Below are 24,551 nucleotides of genomic sequence, written 5' to 3'. Positions count from 1 at the left end.
GCCGGACCGGAACCCGGTCCCGTGGGTCGGCGTCGCCACGGGACCGGGGCCGGCGGTCCGCTAGTCCTGTGCCTTGCCGGAGGTGAGTCGGGCCAGGATCAGCGCGATCAGGATGATGGCACCGTAGATGGCCTGGATCCACTGGGCGGAGACCCCGGCGAGGGTCAGGATGTTGTTGATCAGACCGAGCACGATGACGCCGCAGAGCGCGCCGAAGAGCGTCCCCTTGCCACCGTCGAGGCTGATTCCACCGATCACCGCCGCGGCGAAGACGGTGAAGATCATGCCGTCGCCCTGTGCCGCCGCGACCGAGCCGAGCCGGCCGGTCATCAGCAGCCCGGCCAGGGCCGCCAGCAGCCCGCCGACCATCAGGATGATCCAGACCACCCGGTCGGTACGGATCCCCGCCGCCCGGGCCGCGTCGGTGTTGCCGCCGATCGCGTAGACCGCCCGCCCGTGCCGGAAGAACCCGAGCGCCGCGATCCCGACCACGAAGAGCGTCCCGCTGATCCAGATCGACGCCGGTACGCCGAACCAGACCGCGTTGCCGAGATAGAGCACCGACGGCGGGATGTCGAAGAGGTTCTGCCCGCCGGTGATGCCGATCTGGAGACCGCGCAGCACGATCAGCATGCCCAGGGTGACGATGAAGGCGGAGAGTTTGAAGCGCAGGATCAGCAGCCCGTTGAACGCCCCGATCGCCACCCCGACGAGCAGGCAGATCGGGATCGCCAGGCCGGCCGGCAGCTCGGTGCCGAGCCCGTTGCTGGCGGCCGGGATGACCAGCGCCAGGGCCAGCGCCGGGGCGAGCCCGATCGTCGACTCCAGCGACAGGTCGAACTTGCCGGCGATCAGGATGATCGCCTCGGCGAGTACGAGGAGGGCCAGCTCGGTCTGCTGTTGCAGCACGTTGGTGATGTTGGCGCTGGAGAGGAACACCGGGTCGATGATCGCGCCCACCACGACGAGCAGCAGGATCGCGGGGACCAGGGCGAGGTCCCGCAGCCGGGCCAGCGGTATCCGGCCGCCCAGTCCGGGGCGACCTCCGGTGGGGGCCGGCGGCTTGGCGATTGTCTGGGTGCCGGTCACGGCTGCTCAACTCCTTCTACTGCGGTCACCAGCTCGGCATCCGCCCAGCCCCGGGAGACCTCCCGGACCACCCGTCCGTGGAACATCACCAGCACCCGGTCACACGAGCGCAGGTCGTCGAGTTCGTCGGAGACGATCAGCACCCCGGTACCCTGGGCTGCCGCCTCGGCGACCGCCCGCAGCAGCGAATCCTTGGAGCGGACGTCCACCCCGGCGGTCGGGCTCACCATCACCAGCGCCTTCGGGTCGTTGGCCAGGGCGCGGGCGAGTACCACCTTCTGGGCGTTGCCGCCGGAGAGGCCGTTGACCGGTTGGTGCGGACCGTCGGTCTTGATGTCGTACGCCTCGATCATGCGCTGAGCCACGGCGCGCTGCCGGGTCGGCGCGATGATCCCGGCCGGGCCGAGCCGGTCCGTGATCGGCAGGGTGGCGTTCTCCGCCACCGACAGCAGCGGTACCAGCCCCTCCCGGTGCCGGTCCTGCGGCAGGTAACCGAGACCGGCGGCGAGTGCGGCGGGCACGCTGCCCGGCTTCGGGGTGTTGCCGGCCAGGCTGACCGTGCCGGTGTCGGCGCGGCGCAGTCCGGCGATCGTCTCGGCGAGTGCCACCTTGCCGCTGCTGCCCGAGCCGATCAGCCCGACCAGTTCACCGGCCCGCACCCGCAGGTCGATGTCCTGGTAGAAGCCGGCCAGGCCGAGCCCGGCCACGTCGAGCACCACCGGCGCGCTCTCCGGTACGGCCGGCCGGTCGATCCCGGCCAGGGTCTCCCCGGCGTCGCCGGTCATCGCGGCGACCAGCGCCTCCCGGGAGAGCGTGTCGACCGGCTGGGTCAGGATGTGCCGGGCGTCGCGCAGCACCGTCACGGTCTGGCAGACCTCGTACACCTCCTGGAGGTGGTGCGAGATGAACAGGAAGGTCACCCCGGCGGCCTGCAACTCGCGCATCCGGCCGAAGAGCCGTTCGATCGCGGCGGCGTCGAGCTGGGCGGTCGGCTCGTCCAGGATGATGAACGTGGCGCCGAACGAGAGCGCGCGGGCGATCTCGACGAGCTGGCGCTGCTCGACGGTGAGGCTGCCGGCCGGCGCGGCCGGGTCGACGGCGACGGCGTACCCCTCCAACAGGTCGGCGGCGCGGCGCCGCAGGCCGCGCCAGTCGATCAGCCCGCGACCGGCCTGGCGGTTGAGGAAGAGGTTCTCCGCGACCGTCAGGGTGGGGATGATGGTGGACTTCTGGTAGACGCAGGCGACCCGTTGCCGCCAGGCGTCCCGGTCGGCCAGCGCGGGCGCGGGCGTGCCGTCGAAGCGCACCTGGCCGCTGTCCGGCCGCTGCAACCCGGTGAGGATCGAGACCAGGGTGGACTTGCCGGCGCCGTTGCGCCCGACCAGGGCGTGTGTCTCACCCGGTGCGATGGTGATGCCGGCGGAGTGCAGGGCGACCGTCGCGCCGTACCGTTTCGAGATGTCGCGGGCCTCCGCGGCCGGGGCGACGGCCCCGGCCACGGTGCCTGCGGTCTGCGTCTGACCGGTCATCACTTGCCGATCTGGTTTCCCCAGAGCGCCTGGTCGTCGACGTTCTCCTTGGTGACCAGCGGTGCGGCGATCTGGTCCTCGAGGCCGTTGCCGACGTCGATGATGGTGCTGTTGTGGTCGGTCGGACCGGGCTGGAAGGTCTTGCCCTCGGCCGCCGCCTTGGCGTAATAGAGCGCCCACTTGGCATAGAGGTCGGCGGGCTGCGAGACGGTGGCGTCGATCTCGCCCTTGCGGATCGCCTCGAACTCCTGCGGGATGCCGTCGTTGGAGACCACGAAGATGTGCTTCGGGTCGGTCGGCGGCACCAGCAGGTTCTTGGCCTTCAGCACCTGGAGCGTCGGCGCCAGGAAGACGCCGCCGGCCTGCATGTAGATGCCCTTGATGTCAGGGTGCTGGGCGAGCCGGGTCTGTAGGGCGGCGGCGGCCTTCGGCCCCTCCCACTCGGTCGGCTCCTCGAAGATGGTGATGCCGGGGAACTTCGTCTTCATGCACTCGGCGAACGCCTCGGAGCGGTCCCGGCCGTTGATCGAGGAGAGCGAGCCCTGGAACTCGATCACCTTGCCCTTGCCGCCGAGCTTCTCGCCGAGGAACTCGCACGCCTTCTGCCCGTACGCCCGGTTGTCGGCCCGGACCACCATGAAGACCTTGCCCTTGTCGGGGCGGGTGTCGACGGAGACCACCGGGATCTTCTTCGACTCCAGGGTGGTGAGGGTGGAGGCGATCGCGCCGGTGTCCTGCGGCGCCATCACGATCGCCTTGGCGCCCTGGCTCACCATCGCCTGCACGTTCGCCACCAGCTTGGCGACGTCGTTCTGCGAGTTGGTCGGGGACATCAGGTTGATGTCGTACTCGTCGGCGAACTGCGGGACGTACTTGGCGTACGAGTTCCAGAAGTCGGAGTCGGCGCGGGGCAGGTCGATGCCGATCTGCGGGCTCTGTCCGGCCCCGGCGCCCGGCTCCGTCGACGACGAGTCGCCACAGGCGACCGTGCCGACGGCGAGCGTCGCGGCCATCGCGATCCCCGCCAGGGACTTGGCGGTATGTCTCACTGTGGTCCTCCATCCGGTGCGGATACGGTGGGCAATTCTTGGAGGCAATCGGAAACACGCGGGTAATACATCGGATGTCTATCAGTCCGTCCTTGCCCCCGCAAGACCCAGGACCGGCAATCTGGCGACCCGGGCCCGAGGGTGCGGAATCGTTACATCGGATGGGTGTTGGGGCGGCGAGCGCGGACAACCGATCGGCGGGCAGCAGGGAGCGGGACCGGCGACCTACCCGCGAGTCGCCGCTCCACATCGGAGGTCCGGGGTCGGGACCGTCAGCTCGGTGCGGCCGGTCGCAGCCGCAGTCCGTGCATGCCGCCGTCCACCCCCAGCACGGTGCCGGTGGTCGCGCCGGACAGCGGACTGGCCAGGTAGGCGATCGCCGCCGCCACTTCCTCCGCACCGACCAGCCGGCCGGTGGGCTGGCGGGCCTGGAGCGCGGCGAGTTCCGCCGCCGGGTCGTCGGCGGAGCCCAGCAGCCGGCGTACCCAGGGGGTGTCCACGGTGCCGGGGTTGACGCAGTTGACCCGGATCCCCTCCCGGACATGGTCGGCCGCCATCGCCAGGGTCAGCGACTGCACGGCACCCTTGCTGGCGCTGTAGAGGGCCCGGTTGGGCAGCCCGGCCCAGGCCGCGATCGAGCAGGTGTTGACGATCGCGGCCTGGGCCGAGCGGCGCAGGTACGGCAGCGCGGCCCGGCTCACCCGGACCATGCCGACCACGTTCACGTCGAAGACCCGGTGCCACTCGTCGTCCGGGTTGCTCTCCACGGTGCCCTGCGCGCCGATCCCGGCGTTGTTGACGAGTACGTCGATGCCGCCGAGCGCCTCGGCCGCGGCGGCGACCCCGGCGCGTACCGAGGTGTCGTCGGAGACGTCGGTGGCTATCCCGAGCAGGGGCTCGGGTACGCCGCCCGGGTTCAGGTCCAGGCAGGCGACCCGGGCGCCCCGGGCGGCCAGCAGGGTGGCGGTGGCCAGCCCGATGCCGGAGGCGCCCCCGGTCACCACCGCCGCCAGGCCGGCGAACTCGCCCCGGCCCGCGCCTGCCCCGGCGCCGGACACGTCTTCGCCGGGCACGTCTTCGCTGGACACGTCTTCGCTGGACACGTCTTCGCTGGTCATGGCACCGCCACCTCGGCCGCCTGAGTCCCCACTTCGGGCGTCGCGGTCGTGGCCCAGACCGGGCCGTCCGGATAGGCGTACTCGGTCAGCGTCTCCGGGCGCATCGTGGCGCTGAAGCCGGGTGCGGTCGGCGCCACGTACCGGCCACGGCGGATCACCACCGGGTCGACGAAGTGCTCGTGCAGGTGGTCGACGTACTCGATGACCCGGTCCTGCATCGAGCCGGAAACGGCGACGTAGTCGAACATCGACAGGTGCTGGACGAGTTCGCAGAGCCCGACCCCGCCGGCGTGCGGGCAGACCGGCACACCGAACTTCGCCGCGAGCAACAGGATCGCGATGTTCTCGTTGACCCCGGCGACCCGGCTGGCGTCGATCTGCACGTACGAGACCGCGTCGAGCTGGAGCAGTTGCTTGAAGACCACCCGGTTGGCAACGTGCTCGCCGGTGGCGATCCGGACCGGGGCGAGTTCCCGGGCGATGGTGGCGTGCCCGACGACGTCGTCCGGGCTGGTCGGCTCCTCGATCCAGTACGGGTCGAACGGCGCCAGCTCGCGTACCCATTGGATCGCCTGCGGCACGTCCCAGCGCTGGTTGGCGTCGACGGCGATCCGGACGTCCGGCCCGCAGGTCTGCCGGGCGATGCCCATCCGCCGGATGTCGTCGGCCAGGTCGGCGCCGACCTTCAGCTTGATCTGGGTGAAGCCATCGGCCAGCGCCTCCTTGCAGAGCCGGCGCAGCTTGTCGTCGTCGTAGCCGAGCCAGCCGGGCGAGGTGGTGTAGGCGGGGAAGCCCTCGCGCAGCAGGTGTTCCTCGCGCTCGGCCCAGCCGGGGCGGGCGGCGTGCAGGATCGCCAGCGCCTCGTCCCGGGTCAGCGCGTCGCTGAGATAGCGGAAGTCGACCAGGTCGACCAGTTCCTCCGGGCTCATCCTGGCGAGCAGCCGCCAGAGCGGCAGTCCGGCCCGCTTGGCCCGGAGGTCCCAGAGCGCGTTGACCACGGCGGCGATCGCCATGTGCATCACGCCCTTCTCCGGCCCGAGCCAGCGAAGCTGCGAGTCGTGCACCAGTTCGCGCCAGAAGCCGCCGAGGTCGGCCAGGACGGCTTCGACCGGGCGCCCGATCAGGTACGGCCGCAGCGAGGCGATCGCCGCCGCCTGCACGTCGTTGCCCCGCCCGATGGTGAAGGCGAAGCCGTGCCCCTCGTGCCCGTCCCCCGCGTCGGTGCGGATCGCCACGTACGCGGCGGAGTAGTCGGGGTCGGGGTTCATCGCGTCGGACCCGTCGAGTTCGCGGGAGGTCGGGAAGCGGATGTCGGCGATCTCCAGTCCGGTGAAGATCATGCCTGCCCCACCGTCTGGCGCTGCCGCCCCAGCCCGTCGATTTCGAGTTCGACCACGTCACCGGCGCGCAGGTAGGGCTTCGGCTCGGGCTGGCCGAGCGCGACGCCGGCCGGGGTGCCGGTGTTGATGACATCGCCCGGATAGAGCACCAGGAACTGGCTCAGGTAGTGCACGATCTCGGCGACCGGGAAGACCATGTCCTTGGTGTTGCCGTCCTGCTTGGGCGCGCCGTTGACCCAGAGCCGCAGCCCGAGGTCCTGCGGGTCGGGTACCTCGTCGGCGGTGACCAGCCAGGGGCCGAACGGGTTGAAGGTCTCGCAGTTCTTGCCCTTGTCCCACTGGCCGCCGCGTTCGAGCTGGAACTCCCGCTCCGACACGTCGTGCGAGAGCGCGTAGCCGGCGACGCAGCCGAGCGCCTCCGCCGGACTGGACAGGTAACGGGCGGTCCGTCCGATCACCACGGCCAGCTCGACCTCCCAGTCCGTCTTGGTGCTGCCGCGTGGCACCAGCACCGGGTCGTCCGGGCCGACCACGGTGTCCGGAGCCTTCATGAAGACCACCGGCTCGGCGGGGATCGGGGCGCCGGTCTCGGCGGCGTGGTCCCGGTAGTTCAGGCCGATGCAGATAATCTTTCCCGGCCGCAGCGGTGGCCCGACCCGCAGGCCCTCGGGAAGGACCGGCAGTCCCTCGACGTCGAGCCCGGCCAGCCGCTCGATGCCGCCGCCGGCCAGGAACGATCCGTCCAGGTCGTCGACCACTCCACCGAGGTCACGCAATCGCCCGGCCTCGTCCCGCAGCGCCGGGGACTCCTGCCCCGGTGCGCCCACCCGCAACAGCCTCACCCGTCGCCCCCCAGACTTCCGTGGTAACCCGTCAGCAATACATCCGATGTCTATCAGGTGGGCTCGTGGGGGCACAAGACCAAGACGGTAATCACGGCGTACTGCCGACCCGGCCAGCGGGCCGGCAAGCCTGGACGGAACCGGGAACCGAGCGCGTCGTGCACGGGTGACCAGGGAAGGCTACCCAAGATCCGCTCTTGTTTCTCCGAGGTGGCCTTTGTAACCTCATCGCCAAACATCGGATGCGTGCCGGACGCGTGGTCGTGGCCGCGACGTCCGCCCCGCCAGAGTTCTCCCCCGGCCCATCTGGACGACCCGGAGACAGTAATGGATGACCCTAACCGGCGGCCCATGCCGCGCCGGTGGACGGCCGCCGCGCTGGTGGCCGCACTGACCGCGTTCGTGCCCGCCTTCTCCACCACCACCCCCGCCTCCGCCGCCCCCGACCACACGTCGGGCAGCGCCGCCTCCGCCGAGGACGCGCTGACTCTCTGGTACGACGAACCCGCCGCCGACTGGGAGACCCAGGCGCTGCCGATCGGCAACGGCGCGCTCGGCGGCATGGTCTTCGGCCGGGTCGCCGCCGAGACCGTGCAGTTCAACGAGAAGACCCTCTGGACCGGTGGCCCCGGCTCGGCCGGCGGCTACAACTTCGGCAACTGGACCTCGCCCCGCCCCGGCGCGATCGAAGAGGTGCAGCGCCTGATCAACGAGCGGGGCCGGCTCAGCCCGCAGGAGGTGGCGAACCGGCTCGGCCAGCCGAAGAGCGGCTTCGGGTCGTACAACACGTTCGGGGATCTGTCGCTGCGGCTGACCGAGGACCCGGGCACGGTCAGCAACTACCGCCGGGAGCTGAACATCGGCCGGGCGGTCGCCAAGGTCTCCTACACCGACGACGGGGTGCGCTACACCAGGGAGTACTTCGCCAGCCAGCCCGACGGCGTGCTGGTGGTGCGACTCAGCGCCGACCAGCCCGGGAAGATCGGCTTCACCACCGGGGTGACCGCGCCGAACAACCGGTCGAAGAACGTCACCGCCAGCGGTGGCCGGATCACCTTCGCCGGCACCCTGAACGACAACAAGCTGAAATACGAGTCGCAGATCCAGGTCACCGCCGACGGCGGTACGGTCAGCGACGGCACCGACGGCACAGTCACGGTGGCCGGGGCCGACTCCGCCACGCTGGTGCTCGGCGCCGGTACGGACTACGCGGGCAGCTACCCGACGTACCGGGGAGCCGACCCGCACGCCAAGGTCACCGCCACGGTCGACGCGGCGGCCCGGAAGTCCTACGCCGCGCTGCTCGCCGCGCACACCGCCGACTACCGCGCGCTCTTCGACCGGGTACGCCTGGACATCGGCCAGGAGATGCCGGCCATCCCCACCGACGAGCTGCTGAAGGCATACCGGGGCGGGGCGTCGGCGGCGGACCGCGCGCTGGAGGCGCTCTTCTTCCAGTACGGCCGCTACCTGCTGGTCGCCTCCTCCCGGGCCGGCTCGCTGCCGGCGAACCTCCAGGGCGTCTGGAACAACGTCACCAACCCGCCGTGGGACGCCGACTACCACGTCAACATCAACCTCCAGATGAACTACTGGCCGGCGGAAACGACGAACCTGTCGGAGACCACCGCCCCGTTCTTCGACTACGTCGACGCGATGGTGCCGCCGGGCAAGGTCACCGCAGAGCAGGTCTACGGCAACCGGGGCTGGGTGGTGAACAACGAGACCAACGTCTACGGCTTCACCGGCCTGCACAGCTATCCGCAGTCGTTCTGGTTCCCCGAGGCCGGGGCGTGGCTGGCCCAGCACTACTACGAGCACTACCGGTTCACCGGGGACGACAAGTTCCTCCGGCAGCGGGCGTACCCGTTGATGAAGGAGCTGGCGCTCTTCTGGCTGGACGAGCTGGTCGTCGACCCGCGCGACGGCAAGCTGGTGGTCTCGCCGAGCTACTCGCCGGAGAACGGCGACTTCACCGCCGGTGCCTCGATGTCGCAGCAGATCGTCTGGGAACTCTTCACCAACACGATCGAGGCGGCCGGGATCGTCGGCGGCGACAACGCGTTCCGGCGGGAGCTGCGGGACACGCTGGCGAAGCTCGACCCGGGGCTGCGGGTCGGCTCCTGGGGGCAGCTCCAGGAGTGGAAGGCAGACCTGGACAACCCGAACGACCAGCACCGGCACGTCTCGCATCTGTTCGCCCTGCACCCGGGCGCCCAGATCACCGCGCTGGACGACCCGGAGCTGGCCGCCGCCGCCAAGGTCTCGCTCACCGCACGCGGTGACGGCGGTACGGGCTGGAGCAAGGCGTGGAAAATCAACTTCTGGTCCCGGCTGCTCGACGGGGACCACGCGCACAAGATGCTGACCGAGCAGCTTCGGCAGAGCACCCTGGCGAACCTCTGGGACACCCACCCGCCGTTCCAGATCGACGGCAACTTCGGCGCCACGGCGGGGATCGCCGAGATGCTGTTGCAGAGCCAGAGTGGTGAGGTGCACGTGTTACCGGCGCTGCCGAGTGCCTGGAAGGACGGCGCGGTGAGCGGGCTGCGGGCCCGGGGTGGGGTGACCGTCGACACGAAGTGGTCGGCCGGGGCCGCCACCGAGATCGCGGTGACCGCCGACAAGACCGGCGACGTGACGGTGCGCAGTCCGCTCTTCGCCGGGCCGTACGAGCTGGTCGACGCGACGACGGGCAAGAAGGTGAACGGGGAGGCGAAGGGTGATCGGCTCACCTTCACCGCCCGCCAGGGTCACCGGTACGTCGCCACTGCCCAGGTCGGGTTCACCATCGACGCTCCGGCGACGCTGGAGACCGACGAGTCGGGGACCGTGGCGGTGACCGTCTCGGCGATCGGCGACGCGAAGGTGCCGCCGTCGGCGCTGAAGCTGGCGCTGCCGGCGGGCTGGCAGGTCCGGCCGGGACAGGTCCAGGTGCCGAGGCTGTGGCCGGCTGACTCGCAGACCTACCGGTTCACCGTCACGCCGAGCCGGGAAGCCGCACCGGGGCCGAACCGGATCGAGGCGCGGTTGGTGCACGACAAGTGGCGGGCCACCGCAAGCACGTCGATCGCGCTACCGGTGCCGCCGCCGTGCGCCCGGCCCGCCCCGGGCGTGCCACTGGTCGCCTGGGACCCGGTCTCCGGCGACACGGTGACCGACCACTCGCCGAACGGGCGGACCGCGACGGTGCAGACCGGCGGGGCGTACGTCGCGGACGGGCCGACCGGCAGCGCGCTGGTGCTGGACGGCAACCGGTACCTGCGTACCGCGCCGACCACCCTGGGCTATCTGGAGAAGGCGACGTTCGCGGCCGAGGTGAAGGTGACCACCAGCGGCAGCTACCGACGGCTCTTCGACTTCCAGCCCGGTGGCGACCCCGGCACGGACGGGATCCTGATCGACCTGACGCCGAGCAACCAACTCCGGTTCATCGGCTCCGGCACCGGAGTCACCAGCAACGCCACCATCCCCACCGGCCGGTACGTCGACCTGGTGGTCACGATGGACGACGCCGGCAACATCGTCGTCTACCTCGACGGCCAGCAGGCCGGTACGGCCAAGGTGCCGGACGGCGGCATCGTCGGCTGCGCCACCCGGGAGCTGCGGTTCGGTGCCGACCAGGGCGGCGGGCAGCGGTTGACCGGTGAGGTCGACCGGATGGCGATCCTGCCGGAGGCGCTACCGGCCGACCAGGTACGCACCTGGCAGGCCCGCGCGTTCGGCTGACCCGCAGGACGTTCCACCCCACCCCCACCGCCGCCCGGCGGGCCGACCTACCCGGTCGCCCGTCGGGCGGCGCCACGTCCCGATGCCACCGTTATGAAAACCGGATCGGGGTCGCTCACGCTGGGTCCTCGCCCTCAGCCGCGTCGCGCGCAGAGCGTTCGATCGCGAGGGCGTCGAGGTGACGTGCGATGGCGGCTGTCAACGACTCGGCCGTGTGGATGTCCGGCCGCATGGCCGCGTGCACGGCAAGGCCGTCCAGCAGGGCGTGTAGCCGTTCGGCCTCCGTCCGTACGTCGGTCGGGGCCAGACCGGCCGCCGAGAGGTCGGTAACCATCGCTTGACAGCCGGCCCGCAGGGCGTCGTATCCCTCGTCACGCAGGGCCCGAAGCGCAGGGTCGACCATGGCCCGGGAGTTGAAGGCCAACCAGACTTCGTTCTCTGCCCGCCGTTCGTCGTCGAGCGGGAGCAGCTCCGCCAGTAGGCGCTGCGCTCGTCGCGTCGGGTCGGGCTCGGGCTCCAACGCGGCGAGGCGGGACTCGATCCGGTCGATGACCGTCCGGAACGCGAACACCATGAGTTCGGACTGGCTTGCGAAGTAGTGACGCAGCGAGCCCATCGACAGTCCCGCCTCACGGGCGACGTTGCGGACTGAGGCTTGCTCCAGACCGTCGCGGCGCATCACCCGCAATACCGCCTCGACCAGCTCTCGTCGACGCTCTGCCGGATCCACCACTTTGGGCATGGAACTTTTATAGCACAGTTGTGTTAGGGTAGCCCGTCGTAGCACAGTCGTATCACAAAAACCTCCGGAGATAGATGGTGACGCTCTCCCGCAAGGCCGACGTACAGCCACGACCGCCCCGGCATGGCCTGACCGCACTGCTCCACAGTCGCGCCGTCCACCTCACCGCCATCGGTTGGCTCGGGATCAACGCGGTGGTCCTTGCCGTGGCGGGAGACGCGCTGCCGTTCGACTGGTCAACCGCTGCGACCCAGACGCCGGTCGGCCACCTGCTGGACGCCAACCTGGCCCTCGCCGAGGTAGTCCTGCTCACCGTGCTGACGTACTGGCTCACGCGCAAGCGGACGCTGCCCAACCTGGCCGACCGCGCGCCGGAGCGCTCGGTGGCCGCCCGCGAGACGCTGCTCCTGCTCCTCTATGGGGCTGGTGGGCTGGGGCTGGGCTTCATCCTTGCCCGACTCGCCGGATGGCACCCCTTCGGGCTTCACCTCGCCGGCTCGATCTATGGAACGCACGAACACGTCAGCCCCGCCGAGTCCATCGCGTGGGCGACCTACAACCTCCTCGTCTACGCGGTCGTTCCGCTCCTGTTCTTCCGGCGGCGCTACTCCGCCGAGGCGCTCAACCTCCGCTCGAGCAACCGCCGGGCCGACAGCCTTCTCATCGGCGCCATCCTCTTGATCGAATCACTCGTCCAGATCGCCGTGCTCGCTCCAGGGATCTTCGATCTCACCACCGGTCAACTCGTGCTCGGGGCTTCCCTCACCTTCACGCTGTACCTCGCTGGCGCCGTGCTACCCGCCATGATCTTCATCTACGCAATCCTGGTGCCGCGCTTTCTCCGACTCACCGGATCGACCGCGACCACGGTAATCCTGGGCGGGCTCACCTATACGGCGCTGCACATCTGGGACGCATGGACGGTGTTCACCACACCGAGCAACGCCGCCCTGTCGGTCGCCTTCCTGCTGTTGACCTACTTCGCGCCGGGAATGTTCAAGACGGTGCTCACGGTGCGAACCGGCAACGCATGGGTTCACGTCTGGGCATACCACGCACTGGCGCCGCACACCCTCATCGACGCACCCCACATGGTCCACGTCTTCCGTCTCAAGTAGAGGCGCACCGGCCACCCGCGACGCCCGCCTCGCGCGGCACGCCCCGACCCGCACCATGGGGCATCGCCGACCCTAGGAGGTCACCAGGCAGATTCGACGGCCAGCGATCACGATCGCACATGCCGTATCAGTTGATTGCCACAAATCACTCGGAAGGAACCAGCCATGCGGAAAATCATCGCCTCCACGTACACCACGCTCGACGGGTACATTGACAACCCCCACCTGTGGTCTATGCAGCACAACAGCCAGGACGCCATGGAGTACGCCCTGAAGCTCACTCTGGGTTGCGACGCACTGCTACTCGGCCGCGTCACCTACCAGGGCATGGCCGAAACCTGGCCCAACATGGGCGGCAACCCCTACGGCGACCACGTCAACAGCATCGCCAAGTACGCGGTCTCCGCCACCTTGGACAAGCCCGCCGACTGGGACAACTCGACGATCATCCCGGGTGGCGACCTGATCTCCGAGGTCACCGAGCTGAAGTCCCAACCCGGCAACGACATCCTCACCTGGGGCTGCGGCCGGCTCACCGACGACCTCGCCAAGCACGGGCTGCTCGACGAGTACCGCATCTGGATCTACCCCGTCATCAAGGGCGGGGGCGAACCCCTTTTCCGGCCCGACAGCGCCACCCCCGTGCAACTCACCGGCACGACGACATTCACCTCGGGAGTCGTCGTCCTCACCTACCACCCCACCACCGACTGACGAACACCACCCGGATCCGCTCGGGCGCGCCCCGCGAAGGCAACTTCGATTTCCCGCGAGCAGCAAGCCAGGAGAAGACCGTGAACGACGACGTCACCCAGTACATCAACAAGGCACAGCCGTGGCAGATCGACGTATGCGAGAAACTACGTGCGATGATCGGCCAGGCCATTCCAGGTGTCGAGGAACGGCTTGAGTACGGCAAGCCGCACTACGTCAAGAACGGACACCACGCGGCCGTCATCGCGATAGCCAAGGCCAAGGTCTCGTTCATGGTGTTCAACGCGACGGACATCCCTGAGGTCAAGGGATTCCTCCGGGCGATGGGCAACGGCGAGCGCAAGACCGTCGACATCAAAGAAGGGCAGGACGTCGACTACAGCGCACTTGCCAGCATCCTGGAAAAGACCACGGCTGCCTTGTAGCTGCCAGGGTGTCTGCCGTGGCAGCGTCTGGGTCATGGCGCACGGCAAGAGCGACGCCGTCCGGACCACCCCCACGCCCGTGGGGGTGGTCCGGCGATCTTGTTGAACCACCCACCACCTGCACATCTGGGAGGCCGCCCTCCCCGCACTGGCGACACCTGCCGCTCTTCCGCGACCACCTGCACCGCCACCCGGACCTCGCCACCGAGTACGCCCGGGTCAAGACCGCGCTCGTGGCGGCGGACGAGCACGACCGACCGAGGTACAGGTCCGGCAAGGCGCCGTTTATCTGCGCGCCAGCCCGGCCGACAACGCCCCGGTCAACCCGGCCCGGTCCGCGAGAATCCGCAGCAGCGCCAGCTAGCCGGGCTGGTCGCCGGTACGAACCCGCTGCCAGGCGGTGGCGTACAGCTCGGGTAGCGGCCGGTGGGGCCAGAACACGCCGTCGGACGTCACCTCGCCGTGATAGAGCTTCAGTCCGTACAGGTCCGCCTTCCAGGTCTCCAGCGGCAGGCTGGGCTTCGCCCACTCGGTCCAGCCGCCCGGCAGGAACACCCCGCGCCCGGCCCGCGCCCGCTTCGCCTCGACCACCAGCCCCCGCTCGACCAGCGCCGCGACCGCCTGCTTGTGCCGCACTGGTTGCCAGCCGTTCCAGCGACGTACGTGCCGATCGGTGGGGTTGAGCAGCGTCAGGAGTTGCAGGTAGAGAGCGGCCGGTTCGGGCTTGAGATCAAACCGCTCAGACACCTCCGCCACCAGGTCGGGCACGGTCACCGACGGATCCGCCTCGAAGGCGCCCTCGGGCAGGGCGCCGGACCTGATCCGCGAAAGCATTCGATCGCAGTCCTCGCCGAGCAGCCACCTGACGACGTCGAGTGCCTCCGGGTACTGGCACACGTCCAGCAGGCGTCGGCATCGGTCGTCACCGGTGAGGAGTGCGGGCCGGAAATAGAGGCGCTCCCGAACGTCCCCGCCCTGTGGCACGACGATCGCCAGCCCGTCGTCGACGGTCTCCAGCTCGAGCGGCACCGGGCCACGGTACGGCTCGGCCCCGAACGCGGCGCGAGCCTCCCCGGGGGTTCGATAGCCGAAGGCGGGCGAGCCCGCCGTCAGGATCAGCCCCGGATTGGCCAGCCGCGCACGCAGCAACTCTACCGTTGCGGGTACGCCCGCGCGGACCGGATCGCCAGCCGGCAACGCGGCGTAGGCCCAGCGGACTCCAAGAGCGAGGGTGGCCACCAACCGCTCGACGTCGGCCTCGTCATCGGCGCTCGCCACGCGAAGGTAGCGGTAGTGCTCAAAACCAGCCTTCTCCAACCAGGTGTCCACGTCGGTGGTAAGCAGCGGAACGGTGTGTGGCTCAGCGAGCGAGGCACAGAGGTCGACGGCGGACATCTCGGTGGCGAGCGATCCGGCCGAGGACACGGTCTCCTCCGGAATCCGAACCCTGCGACCGAACAAGCAGACCCAGGTCTCCGCCACCCGTTCGGCCACCGTGCGCAGGCCGCCCGGCTCCCACAGCTCGGCCGGCTCATCGGGCAGCACGTCGGCCAGCAGGTCGAGCCGCTGCTCGTCGGTGACCCGGTGCAGTTCCTCCTTGGCCCTGTCGACCTCGACGGTCGTGATCCGCAGGACGTCGCGTTCCGTCGCGTCCAGCAACGGCGTGTAGTAGCGCCAGGCGCCGGGTACCCCAGCCAGGACGAGTGCCGCCCCGGCGCGACTCAGCCCGGTACGCTCCGCGAGCAGCAGTACGGCGTCCGTGTCCCACGGCACCGGACCCCGGTCCCGGACGAGGGCGACGAGCCGACGCAGCCGGTCGGCACCGCCCCAGCCGCGCGGTACGTCGGCCACCTCGACCACCCGCCCCAGGGACGGCGGCTCGCCGTCGCCGGTACGCAGGTCGACGAACCGGCGCTCGCCCGTTCTCTCGCCCCAACCCGTCGCGATGGCCGTTCCGGTCGCGTCGGCGGCGAGGACGCGCTCGGCCTCGGCCACCCCGACCCGTAACCGGCCGTCCGGCTCGGCGAAGATCGTCTCCGCCCACACCTCCAACAGCGCCAGCAACCGCTCGCGACGCTCGGGGCGGGTCGAGGCGGCCACGGCGCGCAGGGCCACCACACCGATACGGCCGATCAGGGACGTCCAGGTGTCGCCGCCCGGCAGGTCAGGGCCGTTGTCCCACCCGGTCACGTCCGGCGAGCCGGCCAGGATCCGGCTGGCGAACTGGATGCCGTACAGCATTCCGGGTTCGGCGCTGCCCCGGCCCTCCAGCCCGGACAGCGCGTGGAAGACCGCAGCGTCGTCCGCCGGATGCCGGGGCAGTTCCGCGAGGGCGGCCGACCGGGTGCCGGCAACCTTCCGGAGCCGGGCCCGAAGCGCCGGAACACGCTCCAGATCGGCACGGTCACGGTCGGACGGGTCGCTCAGCTCCTGGTCCAACAGAGGCGCGAAGGTGGGATGGGCGGCCAGCATGGGAAGGTCCTCGTTCGGGCGCCGGTAACGCAGCCAGTCGTGCAGGTCGCCCGGGAAGCTGTCCTCGGCCGGCGCCACCACGGATACGCCATGCTGGAGGCACACCTCCAGCATCCGCACGCCACAACCGCCCAGGCCATGCAGCCGGACCGGCACCCCGTCGGCGATCAGTCGGGCACTCAACCGGGCGATCAGTCCCACGAACTCGACCGGCACGACCCCCCGCAGCTTCTTCGCTTGCAGCAGAGCCCGGCGGAGCCAGTCGGCCGGGGCCCCGACATCGCTGCTGAACGTGGTCAGCGCGCCGCCGTCCTGGAGCACACCCAGCCACCAGCCACCGTCGACGACCGGGAACAGGTCGAGCAACCGGCTCCGCACCTCCGGGGAGGAGTTCGCCAGGGCGATGATCGCCGGGCGCCAGTACGACCAGACCGGTCTGGGCGACTCGCGGAAGGCGGGCAGCGGCAGCAGCCGATCGACGAGTCGCTGCTGTTCGGCTCCCACGTCCCGGCCGGCCCGACGGGTCGCCGACGTGAGCTGCCGGGGCAGCGCGGGCCAGGGCGGCAGCCCGCTCCGGGTACGGAGCACCGCCAACTCGACCAGCGCCGTGAGAGCGGGCTCCGGATCGAGGAGATCCGCCAACCGGCGCCCGAACGAGTCGGCGGATTTTGCACTCAACGCCCCGGCCGTCGCGAACTCCCGGTGTGCCGCCAACCAGATCGCCGGGTCGACCGGCAGGTGGTGCGCCTCCTCGACCTCGCGCGCCCGGGCGAACATCACGGCGGCTCGCTTCGGGTCACCGGCGGCAACGAGCGCCCGGCCGGCGTGTTCCAGGAACACCGGCTGGTGCGCGACGGGTAGCCGGCTGGACAGTTCCTTGTAGACGGCCGCGGCGTCGTGTGGCTTGCCGCTGGCGGCTCGGTCCAGGCCGGGTATGACCGCGAGAGCCGCTTGAGCCCCGTCCGGGTCCTGGATCAGCGCCCAGGCCGGATAGGTCCTGGTCGCCCCTACCTGGCGCGGGATCGGCGCGCAGGGTCGGCCCTGCCGGTCGCGACATGCCAGACCCGTGCCGTCCAGGCTCAGCTCGTATCCGTCGCCGGCCGGGACCCACACCCGTTGACCATCGGGAGACGTCATGCTCTGCATCTGGCGAATGGTGCCAGCAACGACCGACGAACTTCGCGTCGGTACGAGCCATAGCGGCCAGGAAGTGACCGCAATGGGTCGTAGCGTCAGGGCAGAACACGGCGATGGCACTTCGAGACGAAGGAAGACGACCATGGCGACGACGACCTCCGAGAAGACTCTGACCGGCGAGCGGGCCGACCTGCTGGAGTCCCTGGGCAAGGCGCGGTTCTTCCTGCGCTTCACCGCGCGCGGGCTCAGCGACGAGCAGGCGGCCACCCGCAGCACGGTCAGCGCGCTCTGCGTTGGCGGGCTGATCAAGCACGTCACGGCGACGGAGCGGCAGTGGACCCGGTTCATCGTCGAGGGAGGCTCGGCGATGGCGGCCGGCGACGATCCCGCCGCGTACGAGGCGTATGCGGCCGGGTTCCGGATGGAAGCCGGGGAGACCCTGGCCGGGCTGCTGGAGGAGTACGAGGAGGTCGCGCGGCGTACGGACGAGCTGGTGCGTACGCTCCCCGATCTCGACGCCGACCACGAGCTGCCGCCCGCGCCGTGGTTCGAGCCGGGGGCGCGGTGGAGCGCGCGGCGGGTACTCCAGCACGTCATCGCCGAGACGGCGCAGCACGCCGGGCACGCCGACATCGTCCGGGAGGCGATCGACGGGGCCAAGTCGATGGGTTAGCCGGGCCGCCGGCATCACCCGGACGCAGCCTTGCCGGACAGAGCCGACGAGCCGCCAGGTGTCCGGTCAGCAGACTGTCGAGCTGCCCCGCTTGGGCAGCCGCCCGGGTGGTCCGGCTGGCATCCACCGATCGGTTGATCGGCGTACCCATCGCGGCCCGCGCCGGCCGTGACCGCGTGGTCGATTCGGCGCCGGAGCGCGGACGGCACGCTGCTGGTATGGCAATCATCGAGGTTGACGGCCTCGTCAAGCGCTACGGCGACCACACCGTGGTGGACGGGGTCGGTTTCGCCGTCGAGCAGGGCGAGATCTTCGGCATCCTGGGTCCCAACGGGGCCGGCAAGACCACGACGGTCGAGTGCGTCGAGGGGCTGCGTACCCCGGACGGCGGGACCATCCGGGTCTGCGACATCGACCCGCGACGCGACACCGGTGAGCTGCGGCAGTTGCTCGGTGCGCAACTCCAGGAGAGCGAGCTGCCCGACAAGCTCACGGTCGGCGAGGCGATGGAGCTGTTCAGCTCCTTCTATCGCCACCCGGCCGACTGGCGGGATCTGGTCGACACCCTGCGGCTCAGCGGCAAGCTCGGCACGCAGTTCCGGCGGTTGTCCGGCGGGCAGAAGCAGCGGCTGTCGATCGCGCTCGCGCTGGTCGGCAACCCGAGGGTGGCGGTGCTCGACGAGCTGACCACCGGGCTGGACCCGCAGGCGCGGCGCGACACCTGGGACCTGATCGAGGACATCCGCGACCGGGGCGTGACGATCCTGCTGGTCACGCACTTCATGGAGGAGGCGGAACGGCTCTGTGACCGGCTCGCCGTAATCGACTCTGGTCGGCTCGTCGCGCTCGATTCCCCGGCCGGGTTGGTCTCCCGGGTCGACGAGCGGCAGCGGATCCGGTTCCGGCCGTCGGCACCGCTGGACCACGCCGTGTTGACCGCGTTGCCGGAGGTCACGTCGGTGGAGCGGGCCGGCAGCCAGCTCGTGGTGAGCGGTACCGGAGATCTGCTGCTCGCGGTGACCACCGTGCTCGCCCGCAACCAGGTCGTCGCCGCCGACCTGCGGGTCGAGCAGACCTCGCTGGAAGACGCCTTCGTCGCGCTGACCGGCCGACCCTTCGACGCCTGAGGAGAACGACATCGTGTCCGCCCTGTCCCGGCTCACCGTCACCGAGACCAAACTCTTCTTCCGCGAGCCGATGATCGTGTTCTTCGCGCTCGCGTTCCCGCCGATCCTGCTCGTCATCTTCGGGGCGGTCCCGTCGTTCCGGGAACCCGACCCGTCCATCGGCGGCCTGCGGGTGATCGACCTGTACGTACCGATCGTCGTCGCGTTGGGCCTCGCCACGTTCGCCCTCAACGGCCTGTCCCAGCTCTTCGCCACCTACCGGGAGAAGGGCGTGCTCCGGCGCATGCGGACCACCCCGGTCAAGCCGGGGACGATGCTCGGCGCGCAGTTGCTGATGTCCACGATCCTGTCCGTGCTGACGATGGTGGTCGTACTGGCCGTCGGCCGGCTGGCGTTCGACGTGAGCCTGCCCCGGCAGCTACCGGCCTACCTGCTGGGCTACGTACTGGCAGCGCTGGCGATGTTCGCGATCGGCCTGCTCGTCGCCTCGCTCGCGCCGACCGGCAAGAGCGCCGGCGCGATCGGAACCGTGCTGTTCTTCCCGATCGTCTTCTTCGCCGGCCTCTGGATACCACGCGACAACATGAACGGCGTGCTGCGGACGATCAGCGACCTCACCCCGCTCGGCCCCGCCGTGCAGTCGTTGCAGGACGCGACGGCCGGGCACTGGCCGCAGCCGCTACACCTGGCTGTCATGCTGGGATGGACGATCGTGGCCGGAGGGCTGGCCGCGCGGTACTTCCGCTGGGAGTAGGTCGTGAGCATCGAGGCGGAGCTGCGTGCGGAGTTCGACCGCTGGGAGCGCAGGGAGATCGGGGTCCTCAACGTCCTCCCCTACCTCCTCCTGGCGGCCAGCACCCTGCTCACGCTGCTCCAGCCGACCTGGGACATGCCGGTGCACGTCCCGACCGTGCTCGGGCTGACGCTCGCGGTCACGCTCTGGTTGATCTGTTTCCACACCCTCCACCCGGAATGGCACCAGAACGGCCCGCTGATGGGCCTCTACTACACCGGCCTGATGGTGCTGGCCGCCGGCCTGGTGGCGGTCGCGCCCTTCTTCACCATCTTCATCTTCGTCGGGTATCCCCAGGCGTTCCTGTACCTGAATGGCCGCTGGCGCTATGCCGGCGTGGCCGCCACGGCGACGATCTCGGCGGTGGGCTACCTGGGTCGGGCCGCCGACGTCATCGCCGGGGCGTGGTGGGAATGGATCGCGGTCAGCCTGGTCAGCGTCGTGCTGGCCAGCGCGTTCTTCTACTTCGCCGAACTGGCCGACCAGCGCAACCACCGGCAGAAGCGGGCGCTCGCCGAGCTGCACGAGGCCAACGTCAAGCTGGAGGCGGCGCTGGAGGAGAACGCCGGCCTGCACGCCCAACTGCTGGTACAGGCCCGCGAGGCCGGGGTGCTCGACGAGCGGCAGCGGATGGCCCGGGAGATCCACGACACCCTCGCCCAGGGGCTCGCCGGCATCCTCACCCAGCTCCAGGCCGCCGAGCAGACCCTGGACGAGCCGTCGACGGCACGCCGGTACGTGACGAACGCGATGAACCTGGCCCGGGAGAGCCTGACCGAGGCGCGTCGGACGGTACACGCGGTGGAGCCGGCGATGCTCGCCGAGGCCCGGCTCCCGGACGCGATCAACGACGTGGCCAGGCGTTGGGCGGACGTGCACCACGTCGACACGGTACTGACCACCACCGGCGACGCCCGGCCGATGCACGCCGACGTCGAGGTGGCGCTGTTGCGTACCGCGCAGGAGGCGCTGGCCAACGTGGCGAAACACGCGCGGGCCAGCCGGGTCGGCCTGACGCTGTCCTATATGGAGGATCTGGTGACGCTCGACGTACGGGACGACGGGGTCGGCTTCGAGCCCGGCGCCAACCGGGCCAGCGCTGCCCCGAACGGAGGGTTCGGACTGGCCGGCATGCGGCAGCGGGTGCAGCGCCTCGCGGGCCGGTTGGACATCGAGTCCGAGCCGGGTGGCGGCACGGCGATCTCGGCGGTCGTGCCGGCCATCCCCGCCGGGGGTGCGGATTGAACCTTTTTCAACCTGAACCGCGCGGCGCATGCGCCCCGACTTCCACCTGCGGCCACGGCGGACCGCAAGGGGAGGTTGAAAAAGGTTCACTGATATCGCTGCTGATCGTCGACGACCATCCGGTGGTGCGGGACGGGTTGCGGGGCATGTTCAGCACCGATCCGCGCTTCGAGGTGCTCGGCGAGGCCGGTGACGGCGCCGAGGCCATCATCGCCGGGGAGAGGCTCCGACCCGACGTGATCCTGATGGATCTGCGGATGCCGAGGACCGACGGGGTCACCGCGATCAAGGAGCTGGCCAGCCGCGGGGTGCCGGCCCGGATCCTGGTGCTCACCACCTACGACACCGACAGCGACGTGCTGCCCGCGATCGAGGCCGGCGCCACCGGGTACCTGCTGAAGGACGCCCCGCGGGAGGAACTGTTCCGGGCGGTCGAGGCTGCCGCGCGCGGACAGGCGGTCCTCTCCCCCGCCGTCGCGACCCGGCTGATGGGACAGATCCGCCAGCCGGCCTCGGAGCCGCTGTCGCAGCGCGAGCTGGAGGTCCTGGAGCTGATCGCCCAGGGGTCGACCAACCGCGAGGCCGCCAGGCAGCTTTTCATCAGCGAGGCGACGGTCAAAACCCACCTGCTACACGTGTACGCGAAACTCGGCGTCAACGACCGGGCGGCAGCCGTGGCCACCGCCTTCTCCCGGGGCTATCTGACCCCACGCGGATGACGTCCTCCGAAAGTCTTGTGAAAGGTGCCTGAAAGGTGCTCGCCGCAGAGTGAAGTGACAGCTACAAAGCCAGCCTGATCGCCGCACACGGCAAATCACGTTGGAATTGTGTGCCCTCGCTGGCCCTGTGTCTACACCACGGAGGTGCGCCGCGTGCGAGTCGTCTGCCGGTTGGTCGTGAGCATCGCCCTGACGCTGACCCTGTTCAGCTCGGCGCCGGGAGGTGCTGCGCCTTCATCGGCGTCAGGGCTGCGGCTTGTGGTCGGAGCAGCCTCGGTTACCTTGGACCGGATTCAGGTGGCTCCAGGGGTGGTCATTCCACCCAGGCTCGATCTGAGCACATTCATCAGAGCCGACGGATTATCGTTCCAAGTCCGGGCCGTACGCAGCTCGTACGACAAACCGGTTACGGCAACTCAGGTGATCAACCAGGGCGGCCGAACTGTCCAAAGGCCACTTCCGAGTGGTCTGGTGCAGGACCTCTCGGGTCTGACGAACTTCTTCCACATCACCCTGACCAATGCGGCGGGTGTGATCGCCCTGGATCGTGACCAGACATTCTGTCCCAACTCGGCGGCCGTTGCGGCGCGACCTGACGCCGTCCAGAATTCGTCTTTCCCGACCGCGTGCGCCACGAACCCCTTTGCGCTTGGCGCGCTCTGGGGAATCAACACCGGGTGGGCCGCGCCGGTGAACTCCTCGGAGACCTTCCGACCTGACATTCCGAACGGCGAATACACGGCGACCATCTCGGTCAACGAGCCGTATCGCGGTTTCCTCGACATGCCTGCCGAGGTGAAGGTCGTACACGTCACGGTGCGAACGATCAGCCAGGGACCGGTCACGCCCGCTGGTCCCGCCTCGCACCCGGCCGGCGTCCCGTCGGCGGACCCACCACACCACGCACCTTCAGCGGCCCGGGCACCTTCAACGGCCAAGGCCAGCCACCAACGACCGGATCTTCGGCCACTGCCACCCAAGGGGCTCGCCATCGACAGCAGGAACGGCCGGGACCACGTCATCTTCAGCGCGACAGTCTGGAACGCCGGACCGGCGCCGATGATCGTGCGTGGTTATCGTCGGCCGGGTCAGGACGTAATGGACGCATATCAGTACGCCGTCGACGGGTCTGGTCGGCCGTCCGGGTTCGAGCAGGTCGGCACGATGGAGTGGGACGCACGGCGGGGGCACGAGCACTGGCACTTCACGGACTTCGCTCGCTACAGCCTACTCGGCGCTGATCAACAGGAGATCGTCCGCAGCCAGAAAGAGGCATTCTGTCTCGCGAATACCGACGCCGTGGACACTCTTGTCGACAATGCCAGCCTCGATCCAGGAAACCGGGATCTGCACTCGTCCTGTGGGAACGTCTCGTCGCTCGCCGTCAGCCAGGCGCTGGCCGTTGGCTGGGGAGACACCTACGCGCAGACTCTTCCCGGTCAGTCCTTCGACGTCACGGACCTCCCCAACGGCGAGTACTTCGTCGAAATCATCGCCAATCCGAACGGGAACCTCGTCGAGACAACGGGATCCAACAACAGGGTTATACGCAAGATCGTCCTCGGTGGCACCGCCGGAGCCCGCACTATCACGGTTCCGCCGTACGGATCCGTCATCGAGAGCTGACCGGCGCGGCATCTAGGGAGGTGAAAACCCTGCAATACCTTTGAGCGCGCACGACACGCAGGCCAACTAGCCCGAACAATCACCTGAAAGGAACGACTGATGCGGAAGATCCTGACCGTACTGCCGGCTGCTGTAGCCGCCGTCGCCATCTCGTTTGCCGGTGCGGCACCGGCCTCCGCGGCCACGCCGCCACAGCCCGCCCAACAGGCGTCGACGCAGACCGCGAGTACGACCAGCGGGTTCTGGTTTGACACCCAGTCGTATTTCGCAAACTGGACCGTCTGCAATGACTGGGGAGCCAAGTTCGCCATGCATTACCCTCACCTCTACGACAACTGGCAGTGCAGCCTGAACGTGGACGGCAGTTGGCAACTCTGGCTCCACCACGTCTGATACGCCTCCCGAAGGAGTGAGTGATGCGCAAGTTTCTCGCACTGCTGGCAATGATCGGCGCTCTCGCGATCCCCTTTGCTGGCGCCGCGCCGGCGTCGGCATCAACGGTCGATACCGCCACGATCACCTCGTCAGCAGAAGCGAAGGCGGCCGACTGGGTTTACCTCGGGCGTTTTGGTTATATCGAGGACTGCATCTACTGGGGTCGAGAAATTGTCCGACAGCACCCCGACTGGTACTCCGCAGTCGAGTGCAGGACGAACATGGGCACGCCGCAGTATCCGTACGAGCTGTGGGGATATCCCCGCTGAGTTCGCATCGGTAACCGGGGACCAACGCACCATCTGATCCGAAGGAGTGAACGATGCGAAGGATCCTGACGCTACTGGCCGCAGCAGTGACGCTCATGGCGCCGATTGCCGTCGGAGGACAGGCGTCTGCGGCCAGCATCACCACAGCCCCGAAGCAGACGCAGACGCAGGCTCCGGTCGACGCGTGGGTGCATTGGGGTGACTACGCGTGGTGGGGACAATGCCTAGAGCAGGGCAGTTACCTAGTTGACCATCATCCTGACAAGTGGGTTGGTTTTGAATGCTCCACTAACCAGAACAAGCCACTGACGCCGTATGAACTCTGGGTGCTACAGCGTTGAGCCCCTGAGCCACCAAGAG

The 24,551-nt window shown here is 69.4% G+C and carries 21 protein-coding genes and 1 pseudogene; 14 read left to right on the top strand and 8 right to left on the bottom strand.

Features of this window, described 5'->3' with window-relative positions; translation table 11 throughout:
- Window positions 1-60: 60 nt before the first annotated feature.
- The 6 genes from Pma05_RS35360 to Pma05_RS35335 all read right to left on the bottom strand — a co-directional run bounded on the left by Pma05_RS35360 (window position 61) and on the right by Pma05_RS35335 (window position 6,967).
- The gene (locus Pma05_RS35360) at window positions 61-1,089 is read right to left on the bottom strand and encodes an ABC transporter permease (RefSeq protein WP_203861874.1); all 1,029 of its coding nucleotides are present in this window, start codon (window positions 1,087-1,089) and stop codon (window positions 61-63) included.
- Window positions 1,086-2,618, bottom strand: coding sequence for a sugar ABC transporter ATP-binding protein (locus Pma05_RS35355; RefSeq protein WP_203861873.1), 1,533 nt, complete (start codon window positions 2,616-2,618; stop codon window positions 1,086-1,088). The genes Pma05_RS35360 and Pma05_RS35355 overlap by 4 nt, the downstream gene beginning before the upstream one ends.
- Window positions 2,618-3,667 (bottom strand): sugar ABC transporter substrate-binding protein, encoded by a 1,050-nt coding sequence (locus Pma05_RS35350; protein ID WP_239313774.1) that lies wholly within the window; start codon window positions 3,665-3,667, stop codon window positions 2,618-2,620. Before Pma05_RS35350 ends, Pma05_RS35355 begins: the two co-directional genes overlap by 1 nt.
- 272 nt (window positions 3,668-3,939) lie before the next feature.
- Window positions 3,940-4,785 carry an SDR family NAD(P)-dependent oxidoreductase gene (locus Pma05_RS35345; RefSeq protein WP_203861872.1) on the bottom strand — a complete coding sequence of 282 codons (846 nt, stop codon included), beginning with the start codon at window positions 4,783-4,785 and terminating at the stop codon, window positions 3,940-3,942.
- Entirely contained in the window at window positions 4,782-6,125 is a 1,344-nt protein-coding gene (locus tag Pma05_RS35340; RefSeq protein ID WP_203861871.1) for an L-fuconate dehydratase, read from the bottom strand. The genes Pma05_RS35345 and Pma05_RS35340 overlap by 4 nt, the downstream gene beginning before the upstream one ends.
- Window positions 6,122-6,967, bottom strand: coding sequence for a fumarylacetoacetate hydrolase family protein (locus Pma05_RS35335; protein WP_203861870.1), 846 nt, complete (start codon window positions 6,965-6,967; stop codon window positions 6,122-6,124). The genes Pma05_RS35340 and Pma05_RS35335 overlap by 4 nt, the downstream gene beginning before the upstream one ends.
- A gap of 327 nt (window positions 6,968-7,294) precedes the next feature.
- Here Pma05_RS35335 and Pma05_RS35330 point away from each other — a divergent pair, with 327 nt between their 5' ends.
- Window positions 7,295-10,696 carry a glycosyl hydrolase family 95 catalytic domain-containing protein gene (locus tag Pma05_RS35330; protein WP_203861869.1) on the top strand — a complete coding sequence of 1,134 codons (3,402 nt, stop codon included), beginning with the start codon at window positions 7,295-7,297 and terminating at the stop codon, window positions 10,694-10,696.
- Window positions 10,697-10,811: 115 nt separating this feature from the next.
- On the opposite strand, the gene Pma05_RS35325 is transcribed toward Pma05_RS35330, so the two are convergent.
- A complete protein-coding gene (locus tag Pma05_RS35325) occupies window positions 10,812-11,438 on the bottom strand; it encodes a TetR/AcrR family transcriptional regulator (protein ID WP_203861868.1) in 627 nt (208 codons plus the stop codon).
- 74 nt (window positions 11,439-11,512) lie between these two features.
- Here Pma05_RS35325 and Pma05_RS35320 point away from each other — a divergent pair, with 74 nt between their 5' ends.
- From Pma05_RS35320 to Pma05_RS44140, 4 genes and pseudogenes are all read left to right on the top strand, one after another.
- Window positions 11,513-12,556 carry a hypothetical protein gene (locus Pma05_RS35320; protein WP_203861867.1) on the top strand — a complete coding sequence of 348 codons (1,044 nt, stop codon included), beginning with the start codon at window positions 11,513-11,515 and terminating at the stop codon, window positions 12,554-12,556.
- A 165-nt stretch (window positions 12,557-12,721) separates the two neighbouring features.
- Window positions 12,722-13,270 carry a dihydrofolate reductase family protein gene (locus tag Pma05_RS35315; RefSeq protein ID WP_203861866.1) on the top strand — a complete coding sequence of 183 codons (549 nt, stop codon included), beginning with the start codon at window positions 12,722-12,724 and terminating at the stop codon, window positions 13,268-13,270.
- A gap of 80 nt (window positions 13,271-13,350) precedes the next feature.
- Window positions 13,351-13,695 carry a DUF1801 domain-containing protein gene (locus Pma05_RS35310; RefSeq protein ID WP_203861865.1) on the top strand — a complete coding sequence of 115 codons (345 nt, stop codon included), beginning with the start codon at window positions 13,351-13,353 and terminating at the stop codon, window positions 13,693-13,695.
- A gap of 8 nt (window positions 13,696-13,703) precedes the next feature.
- Window positions 13,704-13,973: pseudogene (locus Pma05_RS44140) on the top strand (GrpB family protein); the annotation flags it as partial.
- Between the two features lie 82 nt (window positions 13,974-14,055).
- On the opposite strand, the gene Pma05_RS43085 reads toward Pma05_RS44140, so the two are convergent.
- The gene (locus tag Pma05_RS43085; RefSeq protein ID WP_239313771.1) at window positions 14,056-17,313 is read right to left on the bottom strand and encodes a hypothetical protein; all 3,258 of its coding nucleotides are present in this window, start codon (window positions 17,311-17,313) and stop codon (window positions 14,056-14,058) included.
- Window positions 17,314-17,446: 133 nt separating this feature from the next.
- Between Pma05_RS43085 and Pma05_RS35300 the strand changes: the two genes are divergently transcribed.
- The 9 genes from Pma05_RS35300 to Pma05_RS35260 all read left to right on the top strand — a co-directional run bounded on the left by Pma05_RS35300 (window position 17,447) and on the right by Pma05_RS35260 (window position 24,532).
- Window positions 17,447-17,977 carry a DinB family protein gene (locus tag Pma05_RS35300; protein WP_203861864.1) on the top strand — a complete coding sequence of 177 codons (531 nt, stop codon included), beginning with the start codon at window positions 17,447-17,449 and terminating at the stop codon, window positions 17,975-17,977.
- Between the two features lie 218 nt (window positions 17,978-18,195).
- On the top strand, window positions 18,196-19,104 hold the full coding sequence (locus tag Pma05_RS35295; RefSeq protein WP_203861863.1) for an ABC transporter ATP-binding protein: 909 nt from the start codon (window positions 18,196-18,198) through the stop codon (window positions 19,102-19,104).
- A 13-nt stretch (window positions 19,105-19,117) separates the two neighbouring features.
- Window positions 19,118-19,858: an ABC transporter permease gene (locus tag Pma05_RS35290; RefSeq protein WP_203861862.1), complete on the top strand. Its 741-nt coding sequence runs from the start codon at window positions 19,118-19,120 to the stop codon at window positions 19,856-19,858.
- Window positions 19,859-19,861: 3 nt separating this feature from the next.
- Window positions 19,862-21,142 (top strand): sensor histidine kinase, encoded by a 1,281-nt coding sequence (locus tag Pma05_RS35285; protein WP_239313768.1) that lies wholly within the window; start codon window positions 19,862-19,864, stop codon window positions 21,140-21,142.
- Window positions 21,143-21,231: 89 nt separating this feature from the next.
- Window positions 21,232-21,861 carry a response regulator gene (locus Pma05_RS35280; RefSeq protein ID WP_203861898.1) on the top strand — a complete coding sequence of 210 codons (630 nt, stop codon included), beginning with the start codon at window positions 21,232-21,234 and terminating at the stop codon, window positions 21,859-21,861.
- 177 nt (window positions 21,862-22,038) lie between these two features.
- Window positions 22,039-23,487, top strand: a complete 1,449-nt coding sequence (locus Pma05_RS35275) for a lysyl oxidase family protein (RefSeq protein WP_203861861.1) — start codon at window positions 22,039-22,041, stop codon at window positions 23,485-23,487.
- A gap of 99 nt (window positions 23,488-23,586) precedes the next feature.
- Complete coding sequence (locus Pma05_RS35270; protein WP_203861860.1) at window positions 23,587-23,880, top strand: hypothetical protein; 294 nt, start codon at window positions 23,587-23,589, stop codon at window positions 23,878-23,880.
- A gap of 23 nt (window positions 23,881-23,903) precedes the next feature.
- Window positions 23,904-24,191: an OmpH/Skp family outer membrane protein gene (locus Pma05_RS35265; RefSeq protein ID WP_203861859.1), complete on the top strand. Its 288-nt coding sequence runs from the start codon at window positions 23,904-23,906 to the stop codon at window positions 24,189-24,191.
- A gap of 53 nt (window positions 24,192-24,244) precedes the next feature.
- Complete coding sequence (locus Pma05_RS35260) at window positions 24,245-24,532, top strand: hypothetical protein (protein ID WP_203861858.1); 288 nt, start codon at window positions 24,245-24,247, stop codon at window positions 24,530-24,532.
- The last annotated feature ends 19 nt before the right edge of the window (window positions 24,533-24,551 follow it).

The organism is Plantactinospora mayteni (genome assembly GCF_016862935.1).
Lineage (GTDB): Bacteria > Actinomycetota > Actinomycetes > Mycobacteriales > Micromonosporaceae > Plantactinospora > Plantactinospora mayteni.
This window is presented reverse-complemented; position numbering and strand designations above follow the sequence as displayed.

Excerpts from the sequence above, each read along its gene's own strand:
- Pma05_RS35295 (WP_203861863.1), top strand. The coding sequence starts at position 18,196 with ATGGCAATCATCGAGGTTGACGGCCTCGTCAAGCGCTACGGCGACCAC.
- Pma05_RS35265 (WP_203861859.1), top strand. The coding sequence starts at position 23,904 with ATGCGCAAGTTTCTCGCACTGCTGGCAATGATCGGCGCTCTCGCGATC.
- Pma05_RS35325 (WP_203861868.1), bottom strand. The coding sequence starts at position 11,438 with ATGCCCAAAGTGGTGGATCCGGCAGAGCGTCGACGAGAGCTGGTCGAG.
- Pma05_RS35270 (WP_203861860.1), top strand. The coding sequence starts at position 23,587 with ATGCGGAAGATCCTGACCGTACTGCCGGCTGCTGTAGCCGCCGTCGCC.
- Pma05_RS35315 (WP_203861866.1), top strand. The coding sequence starts at position 12,722 with ATGCGGAAAATCATCGCCTCCACGTACACCACGCTCGACGGGTACATT.
- Pma05_RS35330 (WP_203861869.1), top strand. The coding sequence starts at position 7,295 with ATGGATGACCCTAACCGGCGGCCCATGCCGCGCCGGTGGACGGCCGCC.
- Pma05_RS35320 (WP_203861867.1), top strand. The coding sequence starts at position 11,513 with ATGGTGACGCTCTCCCGCAAGGCCGACGTACAGCCACGACCGCCCCGG.
- Pma05_RS35340 (WP_203861871.1), bottom strand. The coding sequence starts at position 6,125 with ATGATCTTCACCGGACTGGAGATCGCCGACATCCGCTTCCCGACCTCC.
- Pma05_RS35300 (WP_203861864.1), top strand. The coding sequence starts at position 17,447 with ATGGCGACGACGACCTCCGAGAAGACTCTGACCGGCGAGCGGGCCGAC.
- Pma05_RS35345 (WP_203861872.1), bottom strand. The coding sequence starts at position 4,785 with ATGACCAGCGAAGACGTGTCCAGCGAAGACGTGTCCAGCGAAGACGTG.
- Pma05_RS35355 (WP_203861873.1), bottom strand. The coding sequence starts at position 2,618 with ATGACCGGTCAGACGCAGACCGCAGGCACCGTGGCCGGGGCCGTCGCC.
- Pma05_RS43085 (WP_239313771.1), bottom strand. The coding sequence starts at position 17,313 with ATGCAGAGCATGACGTCTCCCGATGGTCAACGGGTGTGGGTCCCGGCC.
- Pma05_RS35260 (WP_203861858.1), top strand. The coding sequence starts at position 24,245 with ATGCGAAGGATCCTGACGCTACTGGCCGCAGCAGTGACGCTCATGGCG.